This is a genomic window from Leclercia sp. M-A074-M, from assembly GCF_965195605.1.
GTDB lineage: Bacteria > Pseudomonadota > Gammaproteobacteria > Enterobacterales > Enterobacteriaceae > Enterobacter.
On the sequence record NZ_CBDAHM010000006.1, the window covers coordinates 130433 to 149671 of the forward strand.

14 protein-coding genes are annotated in these 19239 nt (G+C 56.7%); 5 read left to right on the top strand and 9 right to left on the bottom strand.

All coding sequences use genetic code 11. The features are described 5' to 3' along the window. Window positions 1–7: 7 nt before the first annotated feature. Window positions 8–916: a sulfate adenylyltransferase subunit CysD gene (cysD, locus tag ACOKCT_RS13900; RefSeq protein ID WP_015963247.1), complete on the bottom strand. Its 909-nt coding sequence runs from the start codon at window positions 914–916 to the stop codon at window positions 8–10. A gap of 155 nt (window positions 917–1071) precedes the next feature. Further along, on the bottom strand, window positions 1072–2430 hold the full coding sequence (cysG, locus tag ACOKCT_RS13905; protein WP_420193578.1) for a siroheme synthase CysG: 1359 nt from the start codon (window positions 2428–2430) through the stop codon (window positions 1072–1074). A 240-nt stretch (window positions 2431–2670) separates the two neighbouring features. Between cysG and ACOKCT_RS13910 the strand changes: the two genes are divergently transcribed. Next, window positions 2671–3714, top strand: coding sequence for an aminopeptidase (locus ACOKCT_RS13910; protein WP_420193579.1), 1044 nt, complete (start codon window positions 2671–2673; stop codon window positions 3712–3714). 74 nt (window positions 3715–3788) lie between these two features. Here ACOKCT_RS13910 and cysH read toward each other — a convergent pair whose 3' ends face one another. The 3 genes from cysH to cysJ all read right to left on the bottom strand — a co-directional run bounded on the left by cysH (window position 3789) and on the right by cysJ (window position 8140). Next, complete coding sequence (cysH, locus tag ACOKCT_RS13915) at window positions 3789–4523, bottom strand: phosphoadenosine phosphosulfate reductase (RefSeq protein WP_103180922.1); 735 nt, start codon at window positions 4521–4523, stop codon at window positions 3789–3791. Window positions 4524–4622: 99 nt separating this feature from the next. Continuing rightward, entirely contained in the window at window positions 4623–6335 is a 1713-nt protein-coding gene (gene cysI, locus ACOKCT_RS13920; RefSeq protein WP_103180923.1) for an assimilatory sulfite reductase (NADPH) hemoprotein subunit, read from the bottom strand. Next, window positions 6335–8140 (bottom strand): NADPH-dependent assimilatory sulfite reductase flavoprotein subunit, encoded by a 1806-nt coding sequence (gene cysJ, locus ACOKCT_RS13925; RefSeq protein WP_103180924.1) that lies wholly within the window; start codon window positions 8138–8140, stop codon window positions 6335–6337. Before cysJ ends, cysI begins: the two co-directional genes overlap by 1 nt. A 307-nt stretch (window positions 8141–8447) precedes the next feature. Between cysJ and queD the strand changes: the two genes are divergently transcribed. Beyond that, complete coding sequence (gene queD, locus ACOKCT_RS13930; RefSeq protein ID WP_103180925.1) at window positions 8448–8810, top strand: 6-carboxytetrahydropterin synthase QueD; 363 nt, start codon at window positions 8448–8450, stop codon at window positions 8808–8810. Here the strand turns inward: queD and ACOKCT_RS13935 are convergent, their stop codons facing one another. After that, window positions 8811–11135: a helix-turn-helix domain-containing protein gene (locus ACOKCT_RS13935; protein WP_159339797.1), complete on the bottom strand. Its 2325-nt coding sequence runs from the start codon at window positions 11133–11135 to the stop codon at window positions 8811–8813. It lies immediately after the preceding gene. 171 nt (window positions 11136–11306) lie between these two features. On the opposite strand from ACOKCT_RS13935, the gene ACOKCT_RS13940 reads away from it, so the two are divergent. Together ACOKCT_RS13940 and ACOKCT_RS13945 are read left to right on the top strand one after the other, a co-directional pair. Continuing rightward, window positions 11307–12476 (top strand): M20 aminoacylase family protein, encoded by a 1170-nt coding sequence (locus ACOKCT_RS13940; RefSeq protein ID WP_420193580.1) that lies wholly within the window; start codon window positions 11307–11309, stop codon window positions 12474–12476. Window positions 12477–12502: 26 nt separating this feature from the next. After that, window positions 12503–13897 (top strand): MFS transporter, encoded by a 1395-nt coding sequence (locus ACOKCT_RS13945; RefSeq protein WP_420193581.1) that lies wholly within the window; start codon window positions 12503–12505, stop codon window positions 13895–13897. Between the two features lie 20 nt (window positions 13898–13917). Here ACOKCT_RS13945 and queE read toward each other — a convergent pair whose 3' ends face one another. After that, window positions 13918–14589: a 7-carboxy-7-deazaguanine synthase QueE gene (queE, locus tag ACOKCT_RS13950; protein ID WP_103180929.1), complete on the bottom strand. Its 672-nt coding sequence runs from the start codon at window positions 14587–14589 to the stop codon at window positions 13918–13920. 252 nt (window positions 14590–14841) lie between these two features. Between queE and ACOKCT_RS13955 the strand changes: the two genes are divergently transcribed. After that, window positions 14842–16056, top strand: a complete 1215-nt coding sequence (locus ACOKCT_RS13955; protein WP_420193582.1) for a glycosyltransferase — start codon at window positions 14842–14844, stop codon at window positions 16054–16056. Between the two features lie 56 nt (window positions 16057–16112). Here the strand turns inward: ACOKCT_RS13955 and eno are convergent, their stop codons facing one another. Both eno and pyrG read right to left on the bottom strand, forming a co-directional pair. After that, entirely contained in the window at window positions 16113–17408 is a 1296-nt protein-coding gene (gene eno / locus ACOKCT_RS13960; RefSeq protein ID WP_103180931.1) for a phosphopyruvate hydratase, read from the bottom strand. Between the two features lie 82 nt (window positions 17409–17490). Continuing rightward, complete coding sequence (gene pyrG / locus ACOKCT_RS13965) at window positions 17491–19128, bottom strand: glutamine hydrolyzing CTP synthase (RefSeq protein ID WP_103180932.1); 1638 nt, start codon at window positions 19126–19128, stop codon at window positions 17491–17493. Window positions 19129–19239: the final 111 nt, after the last annotated feature.

Sequence of the window (19239 nt, forward strand, 5' to 3'; positions counted from 1 at the left end):
CGGCTCCTTAGAAATAACCCTGACGTTTCTTCAGCTCCATCGAGCCTGCCTGGTCGCGGTCAATCACGCGCCCCTGTCGCTCGCTGGTGGTGGAAACCAGCATCTCTTCAATAATCTCCGGCAGCGTTTGCGCGTCGGATTCCACCGCGCCGGTCAGCGGCCAGCAGCCGAGGGTACGGAAGCGCACCATCCGCTTTTTGATCACTTCGCCAGGCTGCAGGTCGATGCGATCGTCGTCGATCATCATCAGCATGCCGTCGCGCTCCAGAACCGGGCGTTCAGCCGCCAGGTAAAGCGGAACAATCTCGATATTTTCCAGATAGATGTACTGCCAGATATCCAGCTCGGTCCAGTTGGAGAGCGGGAAGACGCGGATGCTTTCGCCCTTGTTGATCTGGCCGTTGTAGTTATGCCACAGCTCAGGACGCTGATTTTTTGGGTCCCAGCGGTGGAAGCGGTCACGGAAGGAGTAGATACGCTCCTTGGCGCGGGATTTCTCTTCATCGCGACGGGCACCACCGAAAGCGGCATCAAAGCCGTATTTGTTCAGCGCCTGCTTCAGCCCTTCGGTTTTCATGATATCGGTGTGCTTGGCGCTGCCGTGGACAAACGGGTTAATGCCCATCGCCACCCCTTCCGGGTTTTTATGCACCAGCAGTTCACAGCCGTAGGCTTTGGCGGTACGGTCACGGAACTCATACATTTCGCGGAATTTCCAGCCGGTATCCACGTGCAGCAGCGGGAACGGCAGCGTGCCCGGATAAAACGCTTTACGCGCCAGGTGCAGCATTACGCTGGAGTCTTTGCCGATGGAGTACATCATTACCGGATTTGCAAACTCAGCGGCCACTTCGCGGATAATATGAATACTCTCCGCTTCCAGTTGCCGCAGGTGCGTCAGTCGTTTTTGATCCATAACTGTTCCTTATAAGGCCTGGTGCAACAGGCGTTATTGTTGCAGCCAGTTTTGTCACGGCCTGCGCACAGCAACCGGAGCGTACTCAAGTACGTGAGGATTGCGAGCACAGCCCGGGGCAAAAATGGCAAATAAAATAGCCTGTTGCTCCAGGACTAAGCCAAATTGACAACAGAAGAACTAAAGCCTTCTGTGTCGGTTGTATGTTGGAACCAGGCGAGGGTGCTGTGGAGCTGCACCACTTCCCCCACCACAATCAGGGCGGGCATCGGGGCGTCTTTCGCCAGGGTTGCAAGGTGTTGTAGTGTTCCGATCGACACGTGCTGATCGACGCGCGTGCCGCGGGATATCACCGCGACCGGGGTATTCGCATCGCGCCCGTGTCGAATCAGTTGTTCGCCGATCTCCGCCGCTTTCATGGTGCCCATGTAGATGGCGAGGGTCTGACGGCTCTGCGCCAGATGCGTCCAGTCAAACGGGGTGCTGTCGGCCTTGTAGTGGCCGGTGACAAAAGTAACGCTCTGGGCGTATTCACGGTGCGTCAGGGGAATGCCGGCATAAGCCGTGACCGCCGAGGCCGCGGTGATCCCCGGCACCACCTGGAAAGGTACGCCCGCTTCGGCTGCCGCCTGCAACTCTTCGCCACCGCGACCAAAGATGAACGGATCGCCGCCTTTCAGGCGTACCACGGTTTTGCCCGCTTTGGCCGCCGCAATCAGCATCTGGTTGGTATCGTGCTGGGGAACAGCGTGCCCGCCCGCACGTTTGCCCACGCAGATTTGCTCGGCGTCGCGACGAATCAGCTCGCGCACGCCGTCGCTCACCAGGTGGTCATAGAAAACCACATCGGCGTCCTGCAGCACCTGCAACCCCCGCAGGGTCAGCAGGCCAGCATCGCCTGGCCCGGCGCCCACCAGAATGATCTCCCCGCCAGTGCTGCCGGGGTTATCGAGTTCGTCTTCAAGAAGCTGTTGCGCTGCCGTCTCATTACCGGCCTGCATCAGGCTGGCAAAACGGCCACGAAATACGCGCTCCCAGAAGCGACGGCGTTCCGCCACGCTGGTCAGACGGGTTTTCAGATGGTTGCGCCAGTAGCTGGCCTTCTCGGCCATGCGGCCCAGGCTTGTCGGCAGCAGCGCTTCGATTTTTTCCCGCAAGACGCGGGCCAGCACCGGGGCAGTCCCGCCAGAAGAGATCGCCACCAGCAGCGGCGAGCGATCGACAATTGACGGAAAGATAAAGGAGCAGAGCGGCTGGTCGTCCACCACGTTCACCAGGCGGTGACGGGCGTGGGCGGCATCGGAGACGCGCTGGTTGAGCGCCCGGTTTTCGGTGGCGGCAATCACCAGCACCACATTGTCGATTTGCGATTCAGCAAAGTCCGCTTCGGCAACAACCTGCACGCGAGCGCCTGCCCGATGTAAAAAGGCAATTTTGCGCTCCGCGATTTCGCCGCTGCCGACAACCAGCACCGGGCGGTCTTTTACAGCAGCGAATAAAGGAAGGTAATCCACAATGCTACAACTCGCTAACAACCAGGAATAGGGGGACTATAGGGGGCGGCTACGAGCGAATGAAATTACGAATTGGAATGAGTAGTTACTCAATGGAATAACGCCCTGAAAAAGCTCATATCAAAAAGTGCTTAACGCGCGACATTCCGGGCATTTAAGCGCAAATCAAATTGTGTAAGCGCGGTCACAGTTTCATACTAAGCGCGTTAAAATTTTGCGTTATTTTTTTAAGGACTCACTATGTTTTCCGCAATGCGCCACCGATACGCTGCCCTGGCGCTCGGCGTTTGCTTAATCGGAACGGTTCAGGCTAAGACCTCGCCCCTGGGTGAGATGGCCGCGACGCAGGCACGTCATATTGCCACCTTTTTCCCGGGTCGGATGACCGGTACCCCCGCTGAAATGCTCTCCGCTGACTACGTGCGCCAGCAGTTCGCCGGGATGGGCTACCAGAGCGATATCCGCACATTTCAGAGCCGCTACATCTATACCTCACGCAATCTGAGTAAAAACTGGCACAACGTCACCGGCAGTACCGTGATTGCGGCCCATGAAGGCAAAGCCGCGCAGCAGATTATTATTCTGGCGCACCTGGACACCTATGCTCCGATGAGCGACAGCGATGCCGACAACAATCTTGGCGGCCTCACGTTACAGGGCATTGATGATAATGCCGCTGGGGTCGGCGTGATGCTGGAGCTGGCCGATCAGCTAAAAAATATTCCCACCCAGTACAGCATCCGCTTTATCGCCACCAGCGGCGAGGAAGAGGGACGGCTGGGTGCCGAGAATGTCCTTAAACGCATGAGCGCGGCCGAGAAGAAAAACACCCTGCTGGTGATCAACCTCGATAATTTGATTGTGGGGGATAAGCTCTATTTTAACAGCGGCAAAACCACCCCAGGACCGGTACGCAAGTTAACCCGCGACCGCGCGCTGGCGATTGCCCGCGCCCACGGCATCTATGCTGCCACCAACCCGGGCGGCAACGCCGCGTATCCGAAAGGCACCGGCTGCTGCAATGATGGCGAGGTGTTCGATAAAGCCGGGATCCCGGTGCTCTACGTTGAAGCGACCAACTGGTCCCTGGGCAAAAAAGATGGTTATCAGCAGCAGGCAAAATCAAAAGCGTTTCCAGCGGGAACAAGCTGGCACGACGTCAGGCTGGATAATCTGCAGCACATCGACAAGGCATTGCCGCAGCGGATTGAACACCGCAGCCGGGATGTGGTTCGGGTGATGCTGCCGCTGGTGAAAGAGCTGGCGAAAGCGGAGAAAGCCTGAGGCCCTGCGCTTACCGGGCCAACAGGATGCGCATTTGTAGGCCCGGTAAGGGGTAGTCGCCACCGGGCAAAACATTACCCTTCGTGCAGCCCGCACTCGCGCTTGAGACCAAAGAAACGGGTCTCTTCTTCTGCCATACCCGGCTCCCATTTACGGGTAGTGTGGGTATCCCCTACCGACAGATAGCCCTGATCCCACAGCGGGTGATACTTCAGGCCATGCTGTTGCAGGTACTGGTATACGGTCCGGTTGTCCCAGTCGATAATCGGCAGCACTTTGAACACCCCGCGCTGGATCGCCAGAACCGGTAAAGAGGCCCGGCTACCGGACTGATCCCGGCGCAGGCCGGCAAACCAGGTTTTGGCGTTGAGCTCGGACAGCGCCCGGTTCATCGGCTCAACTTTGTTGATGGCATTATATTTCTCAATGCCCTCGACGCCCTGCTCCCACATCTTGCCGTAGCGTGCTTCCTGCCAGGCCGCGCTCTGCTCTGCGCGGTAGACCTTCAGGTTCAGCTTAAGCTTATCCGTCAGCTCATCGATAAACTGATAGGTTTCCGGGAAGAGGTAGCCGGTATCGGTGAGGATCACCGGGATATCCGGGCGAATTTTATTCACCAGATGCAGGCTGACCGCCGCCTGAATACCGAAGCTCGACGACAGCACATATTCGCCCGGCAGATTTTCCAGCGCCCAGGCGACACGCCCTTCGGCGTCCAGCTTCTCCAGCTGGGCGTTGGTTTCGGCCAGCGCCAGAATGCGTTCGACTTTTGGCAGATCGTTAAGGGCGTTTAGATCGAGTACGGACATAAGAACCTCGTTTGCCTGTTTTGCCGGGCGGCACTGCGTTTGCCCGGCCTACAAAACCCGTAGGCCCGGTAAGCGAAGCGCCACCGGGCAAAGGGTGGGTTACTCCCAGAAATCCCGTGCGGGATCGAGCACCGGGCGAATGATGCCCGCACGCACCGTAAAGTCGCCGAAGCCTTCACCCGCTTCGCGCTCTTTCGCCCAGCGCCCGATAAGCAGGTCGATGGAATCAAGGATTTCCGGCTCGGTGATGTTTTCCCGGAACATGCGCGGAATACGGGTGCCGATACGGTTACCGCCCAGGTGCAGGTTATAGCGCCCTGGCGCTTTGCCCACCAGCCCCAGCTCGGCCAGCATCGCGCGGCCGCAGCCGTTCGGGCAGCCGGTCACGCGCATCACGATATGTTCGTTCGGAATGCCATGTTTCTCCAGAATCGCTTCGACCTTGTCGGTGAACGACGGCAGGAAACGCTCAGCTTCAGCCATCGCCAGCGGACAGGTCGGGAACGAGACGCAGGCCATGGAGTTTTCGCGCTGCGGTTTAACCGCCTCCATCAGGGCATGATCCCGCGCCAGCTTCTCGATCTTCGCCTTCTGGCTTTCCGGCACGCCGGCAATGATCAGGTTCTGGTTGGCGGTGATGCGGAACTCGCCCTGGTGGATCTTCGCGATCTCCAGCAGACCGGTTTTCAGCGGGCGACCCGGATAGTCCAGGATACGGCCATTTTCAATAAACAGCGTCAGGTGCCATTTATCGTCGATACCTTTTACCCAGCCAATACGATCCCCACGCCCGGTGAATTCGTACGGGCGGATCGGCTCAAACTTGATACCCGCACGGCGTTCCACTTCGGCTTTGAACGTCTCAACGCCCACGCGCTCAAGGGTGTATTTGGTCTTGGCGTTTTTACGATCGGTACGGTTACCCCAGTCGCGCTGGGTGGTCACTACCGCTTCCGCCACCGCCAGGGTGTGCTCCAGCGGCAGATAGCCAAACTCGCTCGCGGTACGGGCGTAAGTCTTTTTGTTACCGTGTTCAATAGATAGACCGCCGCCCACCAGCAGGTTAAAGCCCACCAGCTTGCCGTTCTCGGCAATGGCCACGAAGTTCATGTCGTTGGCGTGCAGATCGATATCGTTCTGCGGCGGGATCACCACCGTGGTTTTGAACTTACGCGGCAGGTAGGTCTGGCCCAGAATTGGCTCTTCGTCGGTGGTCGCCACTTTCTCCTGATCGAGCCAGATCTCGGCATAAGCGCGGGTACGCGGCAGCAGATGCTCGGAGATCTTCTTCGCCCACTCATACGCTTCGGCATGCAGCTCGGACTCGTACGGGTTGGATGTGCAGAGCACGTTACGGTTCATGTCGTTGGCGGTCGCCAGCGCGTCCAGCCCGACGGAGTGCAGCATCTGGTGTACCGGCTTCACGTTCTTCTTCAGAATGCCGTGGAACTGGAAGGTCTGACGGTTGGTCAGACGGATGCTGCCGTAAATTGTATTTTCACCGGCAAACTTGTCGATCGCCTGCCACTGTTTGGTGGTGATGATGCCACCCGGCAGGCGGCAGCGCAGCAGCATCGCATGACGCGGCTCCAGCTTCTGTTCAGCACGCTCGGCGCGGATATCGCGGTCGTCCTGCTGGTACATGCCGTGGAAACGGATCAGCAGGAAGTTGTCGCCTTTGAAACCGCCGGTCAGACCATCATTTAAATCTTCGGCAATGGTGCCGCGCAGGTAGTTACTCTCAACCTTCATGCGCTCGGCATCAGACAGTTTGCCTTCGACCACCAGTGGGCCAGGATGTTTTTCGCTCATTAGTAGACATCTCGCTGATAACGGCGCTCGACGCGCAGCTCACTTAAATATTCATCCGCCGCTTCGGCATCCATACCGCCGAATTGGGCAATCACTTCCAGTAAAGCCTGCTCAACGTCTTTCGCCATGCGATTGGCGTCGCCGCAGACATAAATGTGGGCACCGTCATTGATCCAGCGCCACAGCTCTGCGCCCTGTTCGCGCAGTTTGTCTTGTACGTAGATTTTTTCTTTCTGATCGCGGGACCAGGCCAGATCGATGCGGCTCAGTACGCCCTCTTTAACGTAGCGCTGCCACTCCACCTGATAGAGGAAATCTTCGGTGAAGTGCGGGTTGCCGAAGAACAACCAGTTTTTACCTGGCGCTTCGTCAGCGGCGCGCTGCTGCATAAAGGCGCGGAACGGCGCAATACCGGTGCCCGGACCAATCATGATCACCGGGGTTTCCGGGTTGGCGGGCAGGCGGAAGTTGTCGTTGTGCTCGATAAAGACCCGCACCTCGCCCTCTTCTTCCACGCGATCCGCAAGGAAGCTCGACGCGCCGCCGGCGCGGGCGCGCCCTTCGATGTCGTAACGCACGACGCCCACGGTGACGTGGACTTCGTTCTCCACCTCGGCCTGCGCAGAGGCGATAGAGTAGAGGCGCGGCGTCAGCGGACGCAGCAGGTCGATTAACGCCTGGGCATCCAGCTGGGCTGGCGCGAAACGCACCATATCCACGATGGGCGTGGCGGCGGCGTAGTGTTGCAGCCTGGCTTTATCGCCCACCAGCGGCAGCAAGGATTCGCTGCGGGTCAGCGTGGCGTAGTTCTCCACGATGTTCGCGGTATTAACGGTCAGCTCGAAATGCCACTGCAGCGCTTCAGAGAGCGGCAGCGTTTTGCCTTCCACGCTGACCGACTCGTCACCCTTCAGCCACAGCAGCTCAACCAGCTCTTTCACCAGCGCCGGATCGTTCTGGTACCAGACGCCAAGGGCATCACCCGGCTGGTAGCGCAGACCCGAGTCGCCGAGATCGATTTCGATATGGCGCACATCTTTCTCTGAATCGCGACCGGTGATTTTCTGGTTCACCGAGAGGCTCGCCGTCAGCGGGGCCTCTTTGGTGTAGGGGCTGGTGTGAATGTCGTTGACTGCGCCAGCGGCGGTGGCTGCCGCCTGGGCTGGCGTCCCGGTCGGTACGCGGGCTTTCAGCACCTCGACAATGCGCGCGCGCCATTCGGCCGCCGCAGACTGGTATTCAACGTCGGTATCGACGCGGTCCAGCAGGCGTTCTGCCCCCAACTCGGCCAGTTTGCTGTCGAAATCTTTGCCCGACTGGCAGAAGAATTCATAGGAAGAGTCGCCAAGGCCGAAGACCGCAAAGGCGGTGCCCGCCAGTTTTGGCGCTTTTTTCGAGAACAGGAACTTATGCAGCGCAACCGCTTCTTCAGGCGGCTCACCTTCGCCCTGGGTTGAGGTCACAACGATAACCAGCTTCTCTGACGCGATTTGCTTAAATTTATAGTCCCCGGCGTTCACCAGGTTCACGTTCAGTTTGGCTGCGAGCAGATCGTCGCGCAGGGCTTCCGCCACGCGACGGGCGTTGCCGGTTTGCGAGGCGGAGATAAGCGTGATTGCCGGGATCTCTACAGCCGTAGCCGGCGCACTCGCCACAGCACCCGGCTGTTGATTGAGCATTCCCCAGAAATAACCGGATACCCAGGCCAGCTGGGTGGGTGAAAAGTCAGTGGTGGCCGCCTGCAGGCGTGCCAGTTGCTCCGGGTTCAGGGGAAGCAAATTTGAAGGTGGGGCCTGTGTTGTCATGCGTCGTTATGTTCCAGTAGCAAAGCTGAATTTTTATCTGAAAGACAGAACAGAGTGTAAGGTTAACGGCGCGGATCATAACAATTAAAGACAGGATGGAAATAATAAATAACCAAATGGACTAACCTCTTTTAGCTATTGTTTTTAACAATAAAAGTGATTAACCATCCCCTTGAAAAATAAAATAAAAAACAGCCCTTATTACGCTGTCAGGTGCCCCTGACCATAATGCCCGTTTTAGTTAATGATAAAAAATGTACTTTCCGGTACTCTACGGCGGTTTTTTCCGCATTTTTGAGAGTCCACGATGTCCACCACACTGTTTAAAGATTTCATCTTCGAAGCCGCCCACCATCTGCCTCACGTCCCGGAAGGGCATAAATGTGGTCGTCTGCACGGACACTCCTTTATGGTGCGTCTGGAGATCACGGGTGAAGTCGATCCGTATACCGGTTGGATCATGGATTTTGCCGAGCTGAAGGCCGCCTTCAAGCCGACCTACGATCGCCTCGATCATTACTATCTGAACGATATTCCGGGTCTTGAAAATCCGACCAGCGAAGTGCTGGCAAAATGGATCTGGAATGAGATCAAACCGCTGGTGCCGCTGCTGAGTGCGGTAATGATCAAAGAGACCTGCACCGCGGGCTGCGTCTACCGCGGCGAATAATTACGTCTCATGAGAGAGCAACGGCGCGAGCTCAAAGAGCATCAGCGCGTTGCTTTCCAGCGACGCCGTAATCTGCCAGCCATCATGAAGCCGTTCATCACGCATTGACAACGTTGGACGCGCTTTATGCTCCATCCAGCGCCACATCTCTTCGTCAGGTCCCCTTTCACTGCGCACGCCTTCAATCAAGGGGTACAGCGCGCCGTTGTGCTGATCAAACAGATGACACTTAATCCGCCACCTGCCGCTTAGCCCCTTCAGCTGAACGTGGTACTGCTGGCGAAAACGCTGAATGAAAGCCTCTTCGCTGGAGAGTAACGGGTTAAACACCACCGTATTGCGCAGCAGCAGTTGGTATCCGTTGTGGTGGCGCAATAGCAGAAGATTCTTTTCGTTGACTAACACCTCACCGCGCAGGCGTCGCCACAGCCAGACTACCCAATAGATCGGGCGCGGCAGGCCGTGGTTATACTGCAGCGCCAGGCTCGAGGTATCGATGGTATTGTTGGCCCGCGCTTCCCCCTGTAAGCCCGAGTTGAGCCAGAACCCGGCCAGCCACACCTGTTCCGACAGTCCGAGCAGGTTTTGCATCAGCAGTGCCCCACGAAAAAACCAGCCGTTGGTGGCGCGCGTGTTGCCGGTGAGGGTATTCCACGACAGCAGCCATACCGGAAGCGAGAGCTTTCGCTGACGAAGCGAGGTCAGGATCTGCCGGACCTTCTGCACCGGATAGTTTTCAGAGGAAGAGAGATGAGCCGGATCCAGCTGCGCCAGATCGAGAAGCTCATTGCCATCGGCCGGACAGGCCAAAAAATCGGCCTGGGTGAGGAGAGTCGAGTCCAGCAGAGCCTCATCGTTATGCCCCGTGTGCCCGGGCGCAAAACGGTGCCACACGCCGAACGTCGCCTGCGGCAGATATTCCCGCAGCGTCGCCCGCTGAGCCTGCCAGACCTGCGCTCTTGTCTCCTCGCTCGCCTGCGTTGACCAGTGCATCACAAATTGCCAGCGATCGGTAATCTCAGGCGAAAAGTGATTGACCGACTGCTGTAAGAAACGCGCCAGCAGGTCGGTGCGGGTTGTCAGGCCGGTATGCAGCAGCACCGTCCACTGTTTTTGAGCAAGCCAGCTGAAGACCTGATGAAGGTTGTACCAGCAGGCATAACCTGCCATCAGCGGATCGTCCCAGCCGCTGGCAAACAGGCGGCTACTGAGAAATGGCTCAGCGATATCAATCCCGAAAAGAGGCATCGCCTCCCCCAGCTTTTCCAGCTCCCGGCGCACATCCTCCCGCAGCAGATCGTCCAGCTCACGCACCGTCACTACCATTCGGGTATGACGCAGCGGCGCGGCGGGCTTGAGAAGATGCAGATCGAGCACCCTCTCCTGCACCGGATGCGGGGTTAATGGCAACGGCTCCCGACCGCGCGTTTCGGCTTCATTTAGCAGGCTGAAGAGCTTGTCCACTGCCACCGGATAACGCTGCTCCCCATTGCCTGGACGTAGACGGGGCATCCCGGCGTGATGACGACGTTGTTTGCGATACGCTCCCGGGGCCATCTGGTGATGACGCCGGAACAGATCGCTCATCATCCGCGTACTGGCGAACCCCTGCTCCAGCGCAATCTGATGCAGCGGACGGTTGGTCAGGCGAAGCGCGTCGGCCGCCTTCTCAAGGCGCAGGGTGGTAATGTACTGCATAAAACTGACGCCCATCTCTTTGCGAAAAAGACGGGAGAGCCAGGCTTCTGAAACAAATTCGCTTCCGGCGATTTCAGCAAGCGTAATGCGTCGGGTGTAGCTGGCGTTGATGCGTTCCACCACTCGGGCGATGCGTTTGCTTACGCCCGGATGATGTTCCCGCAGAAGCAGGCGGGCGGGTTGCTGAAACCGGCTGGTCAGCAGGAGCAGGATCTCGCTCAGCCAGCGGGTCGCCTCCAGCCGGTAGCGATGCTGATCGTTGATCAGGGTGCAGACCAGCAGTTGGCGCAGAAGATGGCGTAGCTCATCACCAGGAGGCCAGCCGCTCCCGGCTTCGGGCGGGATGGCGTAATCATGGGTAAAAAAGTCGCTACAGAGCTGCTGGATCCAGCGCCCGGAAAGCATGACACACATCGTCGTATTGCCGCTCTCGCTGGTGAGCTGCCAGCGTTGATTGCGATTAACGATCGTCAGGCTATCCGCTGTCAGGGTCATCTGCCGCTGGTCCGTGTGCAGGTCGGCGCTCCCTTCCAGCAGCCACAGCAGCGTCAGCGCGTCGTCCTCCTCCTGATGAAACTGACGAATATCCTGCACCTTCACCCAAAACTCGCTACCCCGTTGCTCCATGTGTTCCTCCAGGGAAGACAAATTATGACGCGCTGTTTTTTGTCATTACGGAATTGTATGAAAAACAATCAGAAATAATGCGTCGCTTCACAACAAAAAAGTGCATTTTCCGTCGCTGCGATCGGCATAAACTCGAAATTAGCATTGTTTGATAAAAAAAGGATAACAAAAATGACACATCCGATTGTTGAAGCACTGCAGGGCAACGAAGCGCAGTTTATTGAGCTGCGGCGACATTTTCATCAGCATCCTGAGATCGGTTTTGAGGAGCAGCAAACCAGCCAGCGCGTTGCGGAACTGCTTCAGCAATGGGGATATGAGGTACATCACGGGATGGCAAAAACCGGGGTGGTCGGCACCCTGAAAGTGGGCAACGGCAGCAAACGTCTTGGTCTTCGCGCCGATATGGATGCGTTGCCGATGCAGGAGGAGAGCGGCAAAGCGTGGAGCAGCACCGTTGAAGGCAAATTCCACGGCTGCGGTCACGACGGCCACACCACCACCCTGCTCTATGCCGCCGAGTACCTGGCGCGCACCCGCAACTTTAACGGCACGCTGCACCTGATTTTCCAGCCAGCGGAAGAGCTCCTGTATGGCGGACGGGTGATGGTCGAAGATGGCCTGTTTGAGACCTTCCCCTGCGACCATATTTTTGGCCTGCATAATATGCCGGGGCAGAAACTGGGCAAAATTGGCCTGCGCGATGGCGCCATGATGGCCTCCTCGGACACTATACACATTGAAGTTAATGGCGTGGGTGGGCACGGTGCCCTGCCGGAACATACCGTCGATGCGACGCTGGTGGCCTGCCATATCACCCTCGCCCTGCAGTCGATTGTGTCGCGCAATATCACTCCGTTTGAACCCGCCGTGGTGACGGTCGGCAGTATTCAGGCCGGTCATGCGCCCAACATCATCAACGACAAAGTTCTGATGAAACTGACCGTGCGCACCCTGAACGAAAAGGTGCGTCAAACCGTCCTGCAGCGCATCCACGATATCGCCGTTGCGCAGGCAGAGAGCTTCAACGCCACGGCCACCATCCGCCATATCAACGGCAGCCCGGTGCTCATCAATAATCCTGCGGCCAACGAGATGGTGCGTACCGTCGCCCAGGATCTGTTCGGACAAGATGCTGTGGCCGCTATCGGTTCATTCATGGGCAGTGAAGACTTCGCCTTTATGCTTGAAAGGAACCCTGACGGCTGTTACTTCACCATCGGCGTGGGCGATGAAGCGGATCGCTGCATGGTGCATAACCCGGGCTATGACTTTAACGACAAGATCCTGATCACCGGCGCCGCACTCTGGAGCGCCCTGACCGAACACTATCTGCGTTGATCCCATATCCCCAGGAGGGCTGCACAATGAGTACCGTTCCCCTGACAGGCACCCCGGCTTTCGCAGGTAACGATCGACTGCTGGCGGGTATTGTTCTGAGCGTTCTGACATTCTGGTTATTTGCCCAGTCGGTGATTAACGTCGTGCCGGCCATGAAAAATAGCCTCGACATATCCCTGGAGACGCTCACGCTGGCAGTCAGTCTCAGCGCGTTATTCAGCGGTTGCTTTGTGGTCGCCAGCGGTGGCTTTGCCGATAAGTTTGGCCGCGTGCGCCTGACGGTTATCGGCCTGGTGCTGAGTATCATCGGCAGCGGCCTGTTGTTTCTGGCCCGGGAACCGGTGCTTTTCCTGCTGGGACGGGCGATCCAGGGGCTGTCGGCAGCCTGCATTATGCCCGCGACACTGGCGCTGATTAAAACCTGGTACGATGGTAAAGCGCGCCAGCGGGCGATCAGCTTCTGGGTCATTGGCTCCTGGGGCGGCAGCGGCCTGAGCTCGTTTGTTGGCGGCGCGATTGCCACCAGCCTGGGCTGGCGCTGGATTTTTGTTTTTTCCATCGCGATGGCCCTGGCTGCACTGCTGTTGATCCGCGGTACGCCGGAAAGCCGAAGCGCCAGTGCTGGTCAGCACAAGCTGGATATTGGCGGGTTGGTGAGTTTTGTCTGTATGCTGGTGCTGCTCAACCTGTTTATCAGCAAAGGGCATAGCTGGGGCTGGGGCAGCGGCCTGTCACTGACGGTGCTGGGGGCAACGATCCTCGCGGCACTGGGCTTTATCGTTACCGGCCTGCGCAAAGGCGATGCGGCGCTGATTAATTTTGCGCTGTTTAAAAACCGGGCCTACAGCGCGGCGGTGCTCTCGAACTTCATGCTCAACGGCTGTATTGGCACCATGATGATCACCAGCATCTGGTTACAGCAGGGCCATCATCTGACGCCTTTGCAAACCGGAATGATGACGCTGGGGTATCTGGTGACGGTGCTCGCCATGATTCGTGTGGGGGAAAAGCTACTTCAACGCTATGGCGCCCGCCTGCCGATGATGACCGGCCCGGTGTTGACCGCAATCGGCATTACCTTTATCTCCTGCACTTTCCTGAGCAAAGAGAGCTATATCGTGACCGTCTTTTTCAGCAACGTCCTGTTTGGCCTCGGGCTGGGCTGTTATGCCACGCCATCGACAGACACGGCGGTGATGAACGCGCCAGAGAGCAAAGTTGGGGTGGCATCAGGGATCTATAAGATGGGCAGTTCGCTGGGCGGAGCAATGGGGATCGCCGTAACGGCTTCACTGTATGCCCTGCTGCTACCGCTGGGCATGGCCAGCGCCGCCCAGTATGCGCTGCTGTTTAACAGTGCGATTTGTCTCGGTTCGGCGGTGGTGGCCTGGACGTTATTACCCAAATTGCGGGCCCCTTAGTAACAGAGGCCGCAGGGCTATCAGGCGATATTCAGGTATTTGTGGGTCTGCATCGACAGACGCCAGTTACGCGCAATACAAGTCTCAATACACAGACGGGTGGCATCCTCTTTCTGGCTGATGGGCTGCAGCGCAATAACGCGCTGTTTTTCGTCCGTCAGCGTTGCCAGCAGCTCGTCCAGCGCTTCGATATCGCGCGTGCGCCCGACCGGGTGTTTGATCTCATCGGCACGCTCCAGCGCCTGGGAGAGGATGTCGTAACCGCCACGCATATTGACTTTTGGCGATACCGTCACCCAGGTGGTGTGGGAGCAGCGCACTTCATGGGTGCCGCTGGTCTCAATCTGACAGCTAAAGCCGTTCTTCTCCAGCAGCATGGTGAGCGGCATCAGATCGTGAATGCAAGGTTCACCGCCGGTGATCACCACATGGCGCGCCGTCCAGCCCTGACGCCCAATGATCGCCAGCAGATCTTCCGGATTTGCTGCGCCCCATTTGTCGCTCTCTTTGGTTTTCGCCAGAATGCTGAACAGTGACACTTCCCGATCGCTAAGCGTTTCCCAGGTATGTTTGGTATCACACCAGGCACAGCCAACCGGGCATCCCTGCAGACGAATAAAAATAGCGGGAACGCCGGTGAAGTAACCCTCGCCTTGCAGGGTCTGGAACATCTCGTTAATCGGGTACTGCATAGTTATCTCTGGTCAGATTTACGGGGGGGGCATTATTGCAGATCGCACATAATCAGGCAAAACAACCCCCGTCACGATTTTATTCCGGTCAGTTTAAGGATAGCCAGGTTAACAGCCTTAGGGTGGAAAGCCGTGGTCAGAAGGCAATGTTAAAAACATTAAAACTTACGCTACGCTTTTAAGATATCGCCCACCCGGCTGTCGACGTTAACCCCTTTGACTGAGTAGCCATCAGAATACTGGACAAGCAGAATGAGCCATTTTGCGGTAATAACGCTACCGTTATACAGCCATATGCGCGCTATGGAAGCACTGGCAAAACACCTTATCGTGCGCGGCCATCGGGTCACTTTTTTTCAGCAGGAAGAGGCCCGCACGCTGCTCAGGGAACCGCAGGCGCACTTCATCGCCGTGGGTCACCCGACGCCGTCTGCGATGCACGAGCCGGGTTTTTTCCGCCTGATATCAGACATGGCAAGCGTTACCGATATGCTGTGCCGTGAACTGCCTCTCGCCTTCAAACAGCACAATATTGACGCCGTGATTGTCGATCAGATGGAGCCGGCAGGAGGGCTGGTTGCACAAGCGCTCAACCTGCCCTTTATCTCTATCTGCTGCGCCCTGCCGGTAAACCGGGATAACACCATTCCCTTGCCGGTGATGCCTTTTCGCTATGGCACCAGCAATCGCAGCCGGAAATTATACGCCTCCAGCGCGGATGTTTATGACTGGCTGATGTCGAAACAGGGGCGGGTCATTGCCTGTCATGCCCGGGCGTTTGGTCTACCCTCGCGCACCAGGCTGGATCAATGCCTGTCGCCGTTGGCGCAAATCAGCCAGACCATCCCGGGCTTTGATTTTCCACGCACCTTGCCCGCCTGCTTCCATGCGGTAGGCCCGCTACGCTACGATCCGCCAACGGTCTCTTCCGGCAATAAGAAGCCGTTTGTTTTTGCCTCACTGGGCACGCTCCAGGGCTACCGCTACGGGCTGTTCCGCACGATTGCCCGCGCCTGCCGACAGGCTGGTGTGCCCTTGCTTATTGCCCACTGTGACAGACTCAATGCAAGTCAAACCGCCCGGCTGGCGCGTGCGGGGGCGCAAACCGTAGGATTTACCGATCAGCTGGCGGTATTGCGCGATGCCAGCGCCGTCATCACCCACGCAGGGCTGAATACGGTTATGGATGCCATCGCCACCGCCACGCCGATCCTCGCCGTACCTCTGGCGTTTGATCAGCCAGGCGTCGCCGCCCGAGTGGTCTTCAGCGGCATTGGCCTGAAGGCCTGCCGTTTTTCGCCGAGCCGCACGCTCAGCCAGCATCTTCTCGACCTGCTGGAAAATAAGCAGTACACGCAGCGCATCACCGCCCTCCAGACTCAGCTGATAAATGCCGGAGGGGCAGCACGGGCTGCCGAAATTATTGAACAGGCGGTATGCACACGTCATCGCGTACCGACGGTGTAATGATAAAAAAAAACCCGCCGAAGCGGGTTTTTCTAAAGATGAAAGTTCAGCGTGAATTACTGACCTTTGATCTCTTTACGACCGTTGTAAGGTGCTTTCTCGCCCAGCGCTTCTTCGATACGAATCAGCTGGTTGTATTTAGCAACACGGTCAGAACGGCTCATAGAACCGGTTTTGATCTGGCCAGCAGCGGTACCAACAGCCAGGTCAGCGATGGTCGCGTCTTCAGTTTCGCCTGAACGGTGAGAGATAACGGCAGTGTAGCCAGCGTCTTTCGCCATTTTGATCGCAGCCAGAGTTTCGGTCAGAGAACCGATCTGGTTGAATTTGATCAGGATGGAGTTAGCGATGCCTTTCTCGATACCTTCTTTCAGGATTTTGGTGTTGGTTACGAACAGGTCATCACCAACCAGCTGGATTTTGTCGCCCAGGACTTTAGTCTGGTATGCGAAACCATCCCAGTCAGACTCGTCCAGACCATCTTCGATGGAGACGATTGGGTACTGTTTGGTCAGCTCTTCCAGGAAGTGAGTGAACTCTTCGGAAGAGAAGGCTTTGTTGCCTTCGCCAGCCAGAACGTATTTACCGTCTTTGTAGAATTCAGATGCTGCGCAGTCCATCGCCAGGGTGATGTCGGTGCCCAGCTCGTAGCCTGCTGCTTTAACTGCTTCAGCGATTACGGCCAGTGCTTCGGCGTTAGAACCCAGGTTAGGTGCATAACCACCTTCGTCACCAACAGCGGTGTTCATGCCTTTGGCTTTCAGAACTTTTGCCAGGTGATGGAAAACTTCAGAACCCATACGGATGGCTTCTTTAACAGTTTTCGCGCCAACCGGCTGAATCATGAATTCCTGGATGTCGACGTTGTTGTCAGCGTGCTCACCGCCGTTGATGATGTTCATCATCGGAACTGGCATAGAGTATTTGCCTGGAGTGCCGTTCAGTTCAGCAATGTGTTCGAACAGTGGCTGACCTTTAGAAGCAGCTGCTGCTTTGGCGTTAGCCAGGGAAACAGCCAGGATTGCGTTCGCACCGAAGTTAGATTTGTTTTCAGTACCGTCCAGATCGATCATGATCTTGTCAATGCCAGCCTGATCTTTGGCATCTTTGCCAAGGATTGCCTGAGCAATAGGACCGTTTACTGCGCCAACCGCTTTGGTTACGCCTTTGCCCAGGAAGCGGGATTTGTCGCCATCGCGCAGTTCCAGCGCTTCGCGGGAACCAGTAGAAGCACCTGACGGCGCAGCAGCCATACCTACGAAACCACCTTCCAGGTGTACTTCGGCTTCAACAGTCGGGTTACCACGGGAGTCGATGATTTCACGACCGATGACTTTAACGATTTTGGACATTAGATTTTCCTCAGTACAAGTTAAACTAAAACTCCAGACAAACAACGCGTACCTCTGGTACGCGTTGCCGTTCTAACTTTTCTTACTTCGCCTGACGCTTCTGGAACTCCGTCGCGGCTTTCACAAAGCCAGCAAACAGCGGATGTCCATCACGCGGCGTAGAAGTAAATTCCGGGTGGAACTGGCAGGCAACGAACCACGGGTGGTTCGGCACTTCGATGATCTCGACCAACTGATCATCCCCGGAGCGGCCCGCAATACGCAGACCCGCAGCTTCAATTTGTTTCAACAGCAGGTTGTTCACTTCATAACGGTGACGATGGCGTTCAGTGATGACTGGCGCACCGTACATCTGGCGTACCAGGCTGTCATCAGAGAGCTGGCAAGCCTGAGAACCCAGACGCATCGTGCCACCCAGATCGCTTTTCTCGGTACGGACTTCGACGTTACCTTCTTCGTCGCGCCATTCGGTAATCAGCGCCACAACAGGGTACTTACAGTCTGGCACAAATTCCGTAGAGTTCGCGTTTTCCATGCCCACCACATTACGGGCAAATTCAATCAGTGCAACCTGCATACCCAGGCAAATGCCGAGGTAAGGAATATTGTTTTCACGCGCATAGCGTGCGGTGGCGATCTTGCCTTCAACGCCACGGTAGCCGAAGCCGCCAGGGATCAAAATAGCATCCAGATCTTTCAGAATTTCTACACCGCGGGTTTCAACATCCTGCGAATCGATCAGCTTGATGTTGACGGTTACGCGGTTTTTCAGGCCACCGTGTTTCAGCGCTTCGATAACGGACTTATAGGCGTCCGGCAGTTCGATGTACTTGCCGACCATACCGATAGTCACTTCGCCTGCCGGGTTCGCTTCTTCGTAAATAACCTGTTCCCATTCAGACAGGTTAGCTTCCGGACAGTTCAAGCTGAATCGTTTACAAATATAATCGTCCAGGCCCTGTGATTTCAACAGGCCCGGAATTTTATAAATGGAATCGACATCTTTCATTGAAATAACGGCTTTTTCTGGCACGTTACAGAACAATGCAATTTTTGCACGTTCGTTGGCCGGAACCGCACGATCGGAGCGGCAGACCAGAATATCTGGCTGAATACCGATGGAGAGCAGCTCTTTAACGGAGTGCTGAGTCGGTTTGGTTTTCACTTCACCTGCGGCAGCCATGTAAGGCACCAGGGTCAGGTGCATGAACAGCGCGTGTTCGCGACCAATATCAACCGCCAGCTGACGGATCGCTTCGAGGAACGGCAGGGATTCGATATCGCCTACGGTACCGCCGATTTCTACCAGCACGACGTCGTGGCCTTCACCACCAGCAATGATGCGCTCTTTAATGGCGTTGGTGATGTGTGGGATAACCTGAACGGTTGCGCCCAGGTAGTCACCGCGACGCTCTTTACGCAGAACGTCGGAGTAGATACGGCCAGTCGTGAAGTTGTTACGGCGGGTCATTTTGGTGCGAATGAAACGCTCGTAGTGACCCAGGTCCAGGTCGGTTTCAGCGCCGTCTTCAGTAACGAACACTTCCCCGTGTTGGATCGGGCTCATGGTACCTGGATCGACGTTGATGTACGGATCCAGCTTCATCATGGTCACATTGAGGCCACGGGCTTCAAGAATGGCTGCGAGGGAGGCTGCGGCAATGCCTTTACCCAGAGAGGATACAACCCCGCCGGTCACAAAAATATAGTTCGTTGTCATGCTGAACCTGAGAAGTTAGGGTGAAACGATGGAATAACCAGGACGGGAAAGTAGTATACCCGAACACGGCGAGCGCCACAAACTTTCATTCTCCGTCTCCTGTCTCAGGCT

Excerpts from the sequence above, each read along its gene's own strand:
- cysD (WP_015963247.1), bottom strand. The coding sequence starts at position 916 with ATGGATCAAAAACGACTGACGCACCTGCGGCAACTGGAAGCGGAGAGT.
- ACOKCT_RS13910 (WP_420193579.1), top strand. The coding sequence starts at position 2,671 with ATGTTTTCCGCAATGCGCCACCGATACGCTGCCCTGGCGCTCGGCGTT.
- cysH (WP_103180922.1), bottom strand. The coding sequence starts at position 4,523 with ATGTCCGTACTCGATCTAAACGCCCTTAACGATCTGCCAAAAGTCGAA.
- cysI (WP_103180923.1), bottom strand. The coding sequence starts at position 6,335 with ATGAGCGAAAAACATCCTGGCCCACTGGTGGTCGAAGGCAAACTGTCT.
- cysJ (WP_103180924.1), bottom strand. The coding sequence starts at position 8,140 with ATGACAACACAGGCCCCACCTTCAAATTTGCTTCCCCTGAACCCGGAG.
- queD (WP_103180925.1), top strand. The coding sequence starts at position 8,448 with ATGTCCACCACACTGTTTAAAGATTTCATCTTCGAAGCCGCCCACCAT.
- ACOKCT_RS13935 (WP_159339797.1), bottom strand. The coding sequence starts at position 11,135 with ATGGAGCAACGGGGTAGCGAGTTTTGGGTGAAGGTGCAGGATATTCGT.
- ACOKCT_RS13940 (WP_420193580.1), top strand. The coding sequence starts at position 11,307 with ATGACACATCCGATTGTTGAAGCACTGCAGGGCAACGAAGCGCAGTTT.
- ACOKCT_RS13945 (WP_420193581.1), top strand. The coding sequence starts at position 12,503 with ATGAGTACCGTTCCCCTGACAGGCACCCCGGCTTTCGCAGGTAACGAT.
- queE (WP_103180929.1), bottom strand. The coding sequence starts at position 14,589 with ATGCAGTACCCGATTAACGAGATGTTCCAGACCCTGCAAGGCGAGGGT.
- ACOKCT_RS13955 (WP_420193582.1), top strand. The coding sequence starts at position 14,842 with ATGAGCCATTTTGCGGTAATAACGCTACCGTTATACAGCCATATGCGC.
- eno (WP_103180931.1), bottom strand. The coding sequence starts at position 17,408 with ATGTCCAAAATCGTTAAAGTCATCGGTCGTGAAATCATCGACTCCCGT.
- pyrG (WP_103180932.1), bottom strand. The coding sequence starts at position 19,128 with ATGACAACGAACTATATTTTTGTGACCGGCGGGGTTGTATCCTCTCTG.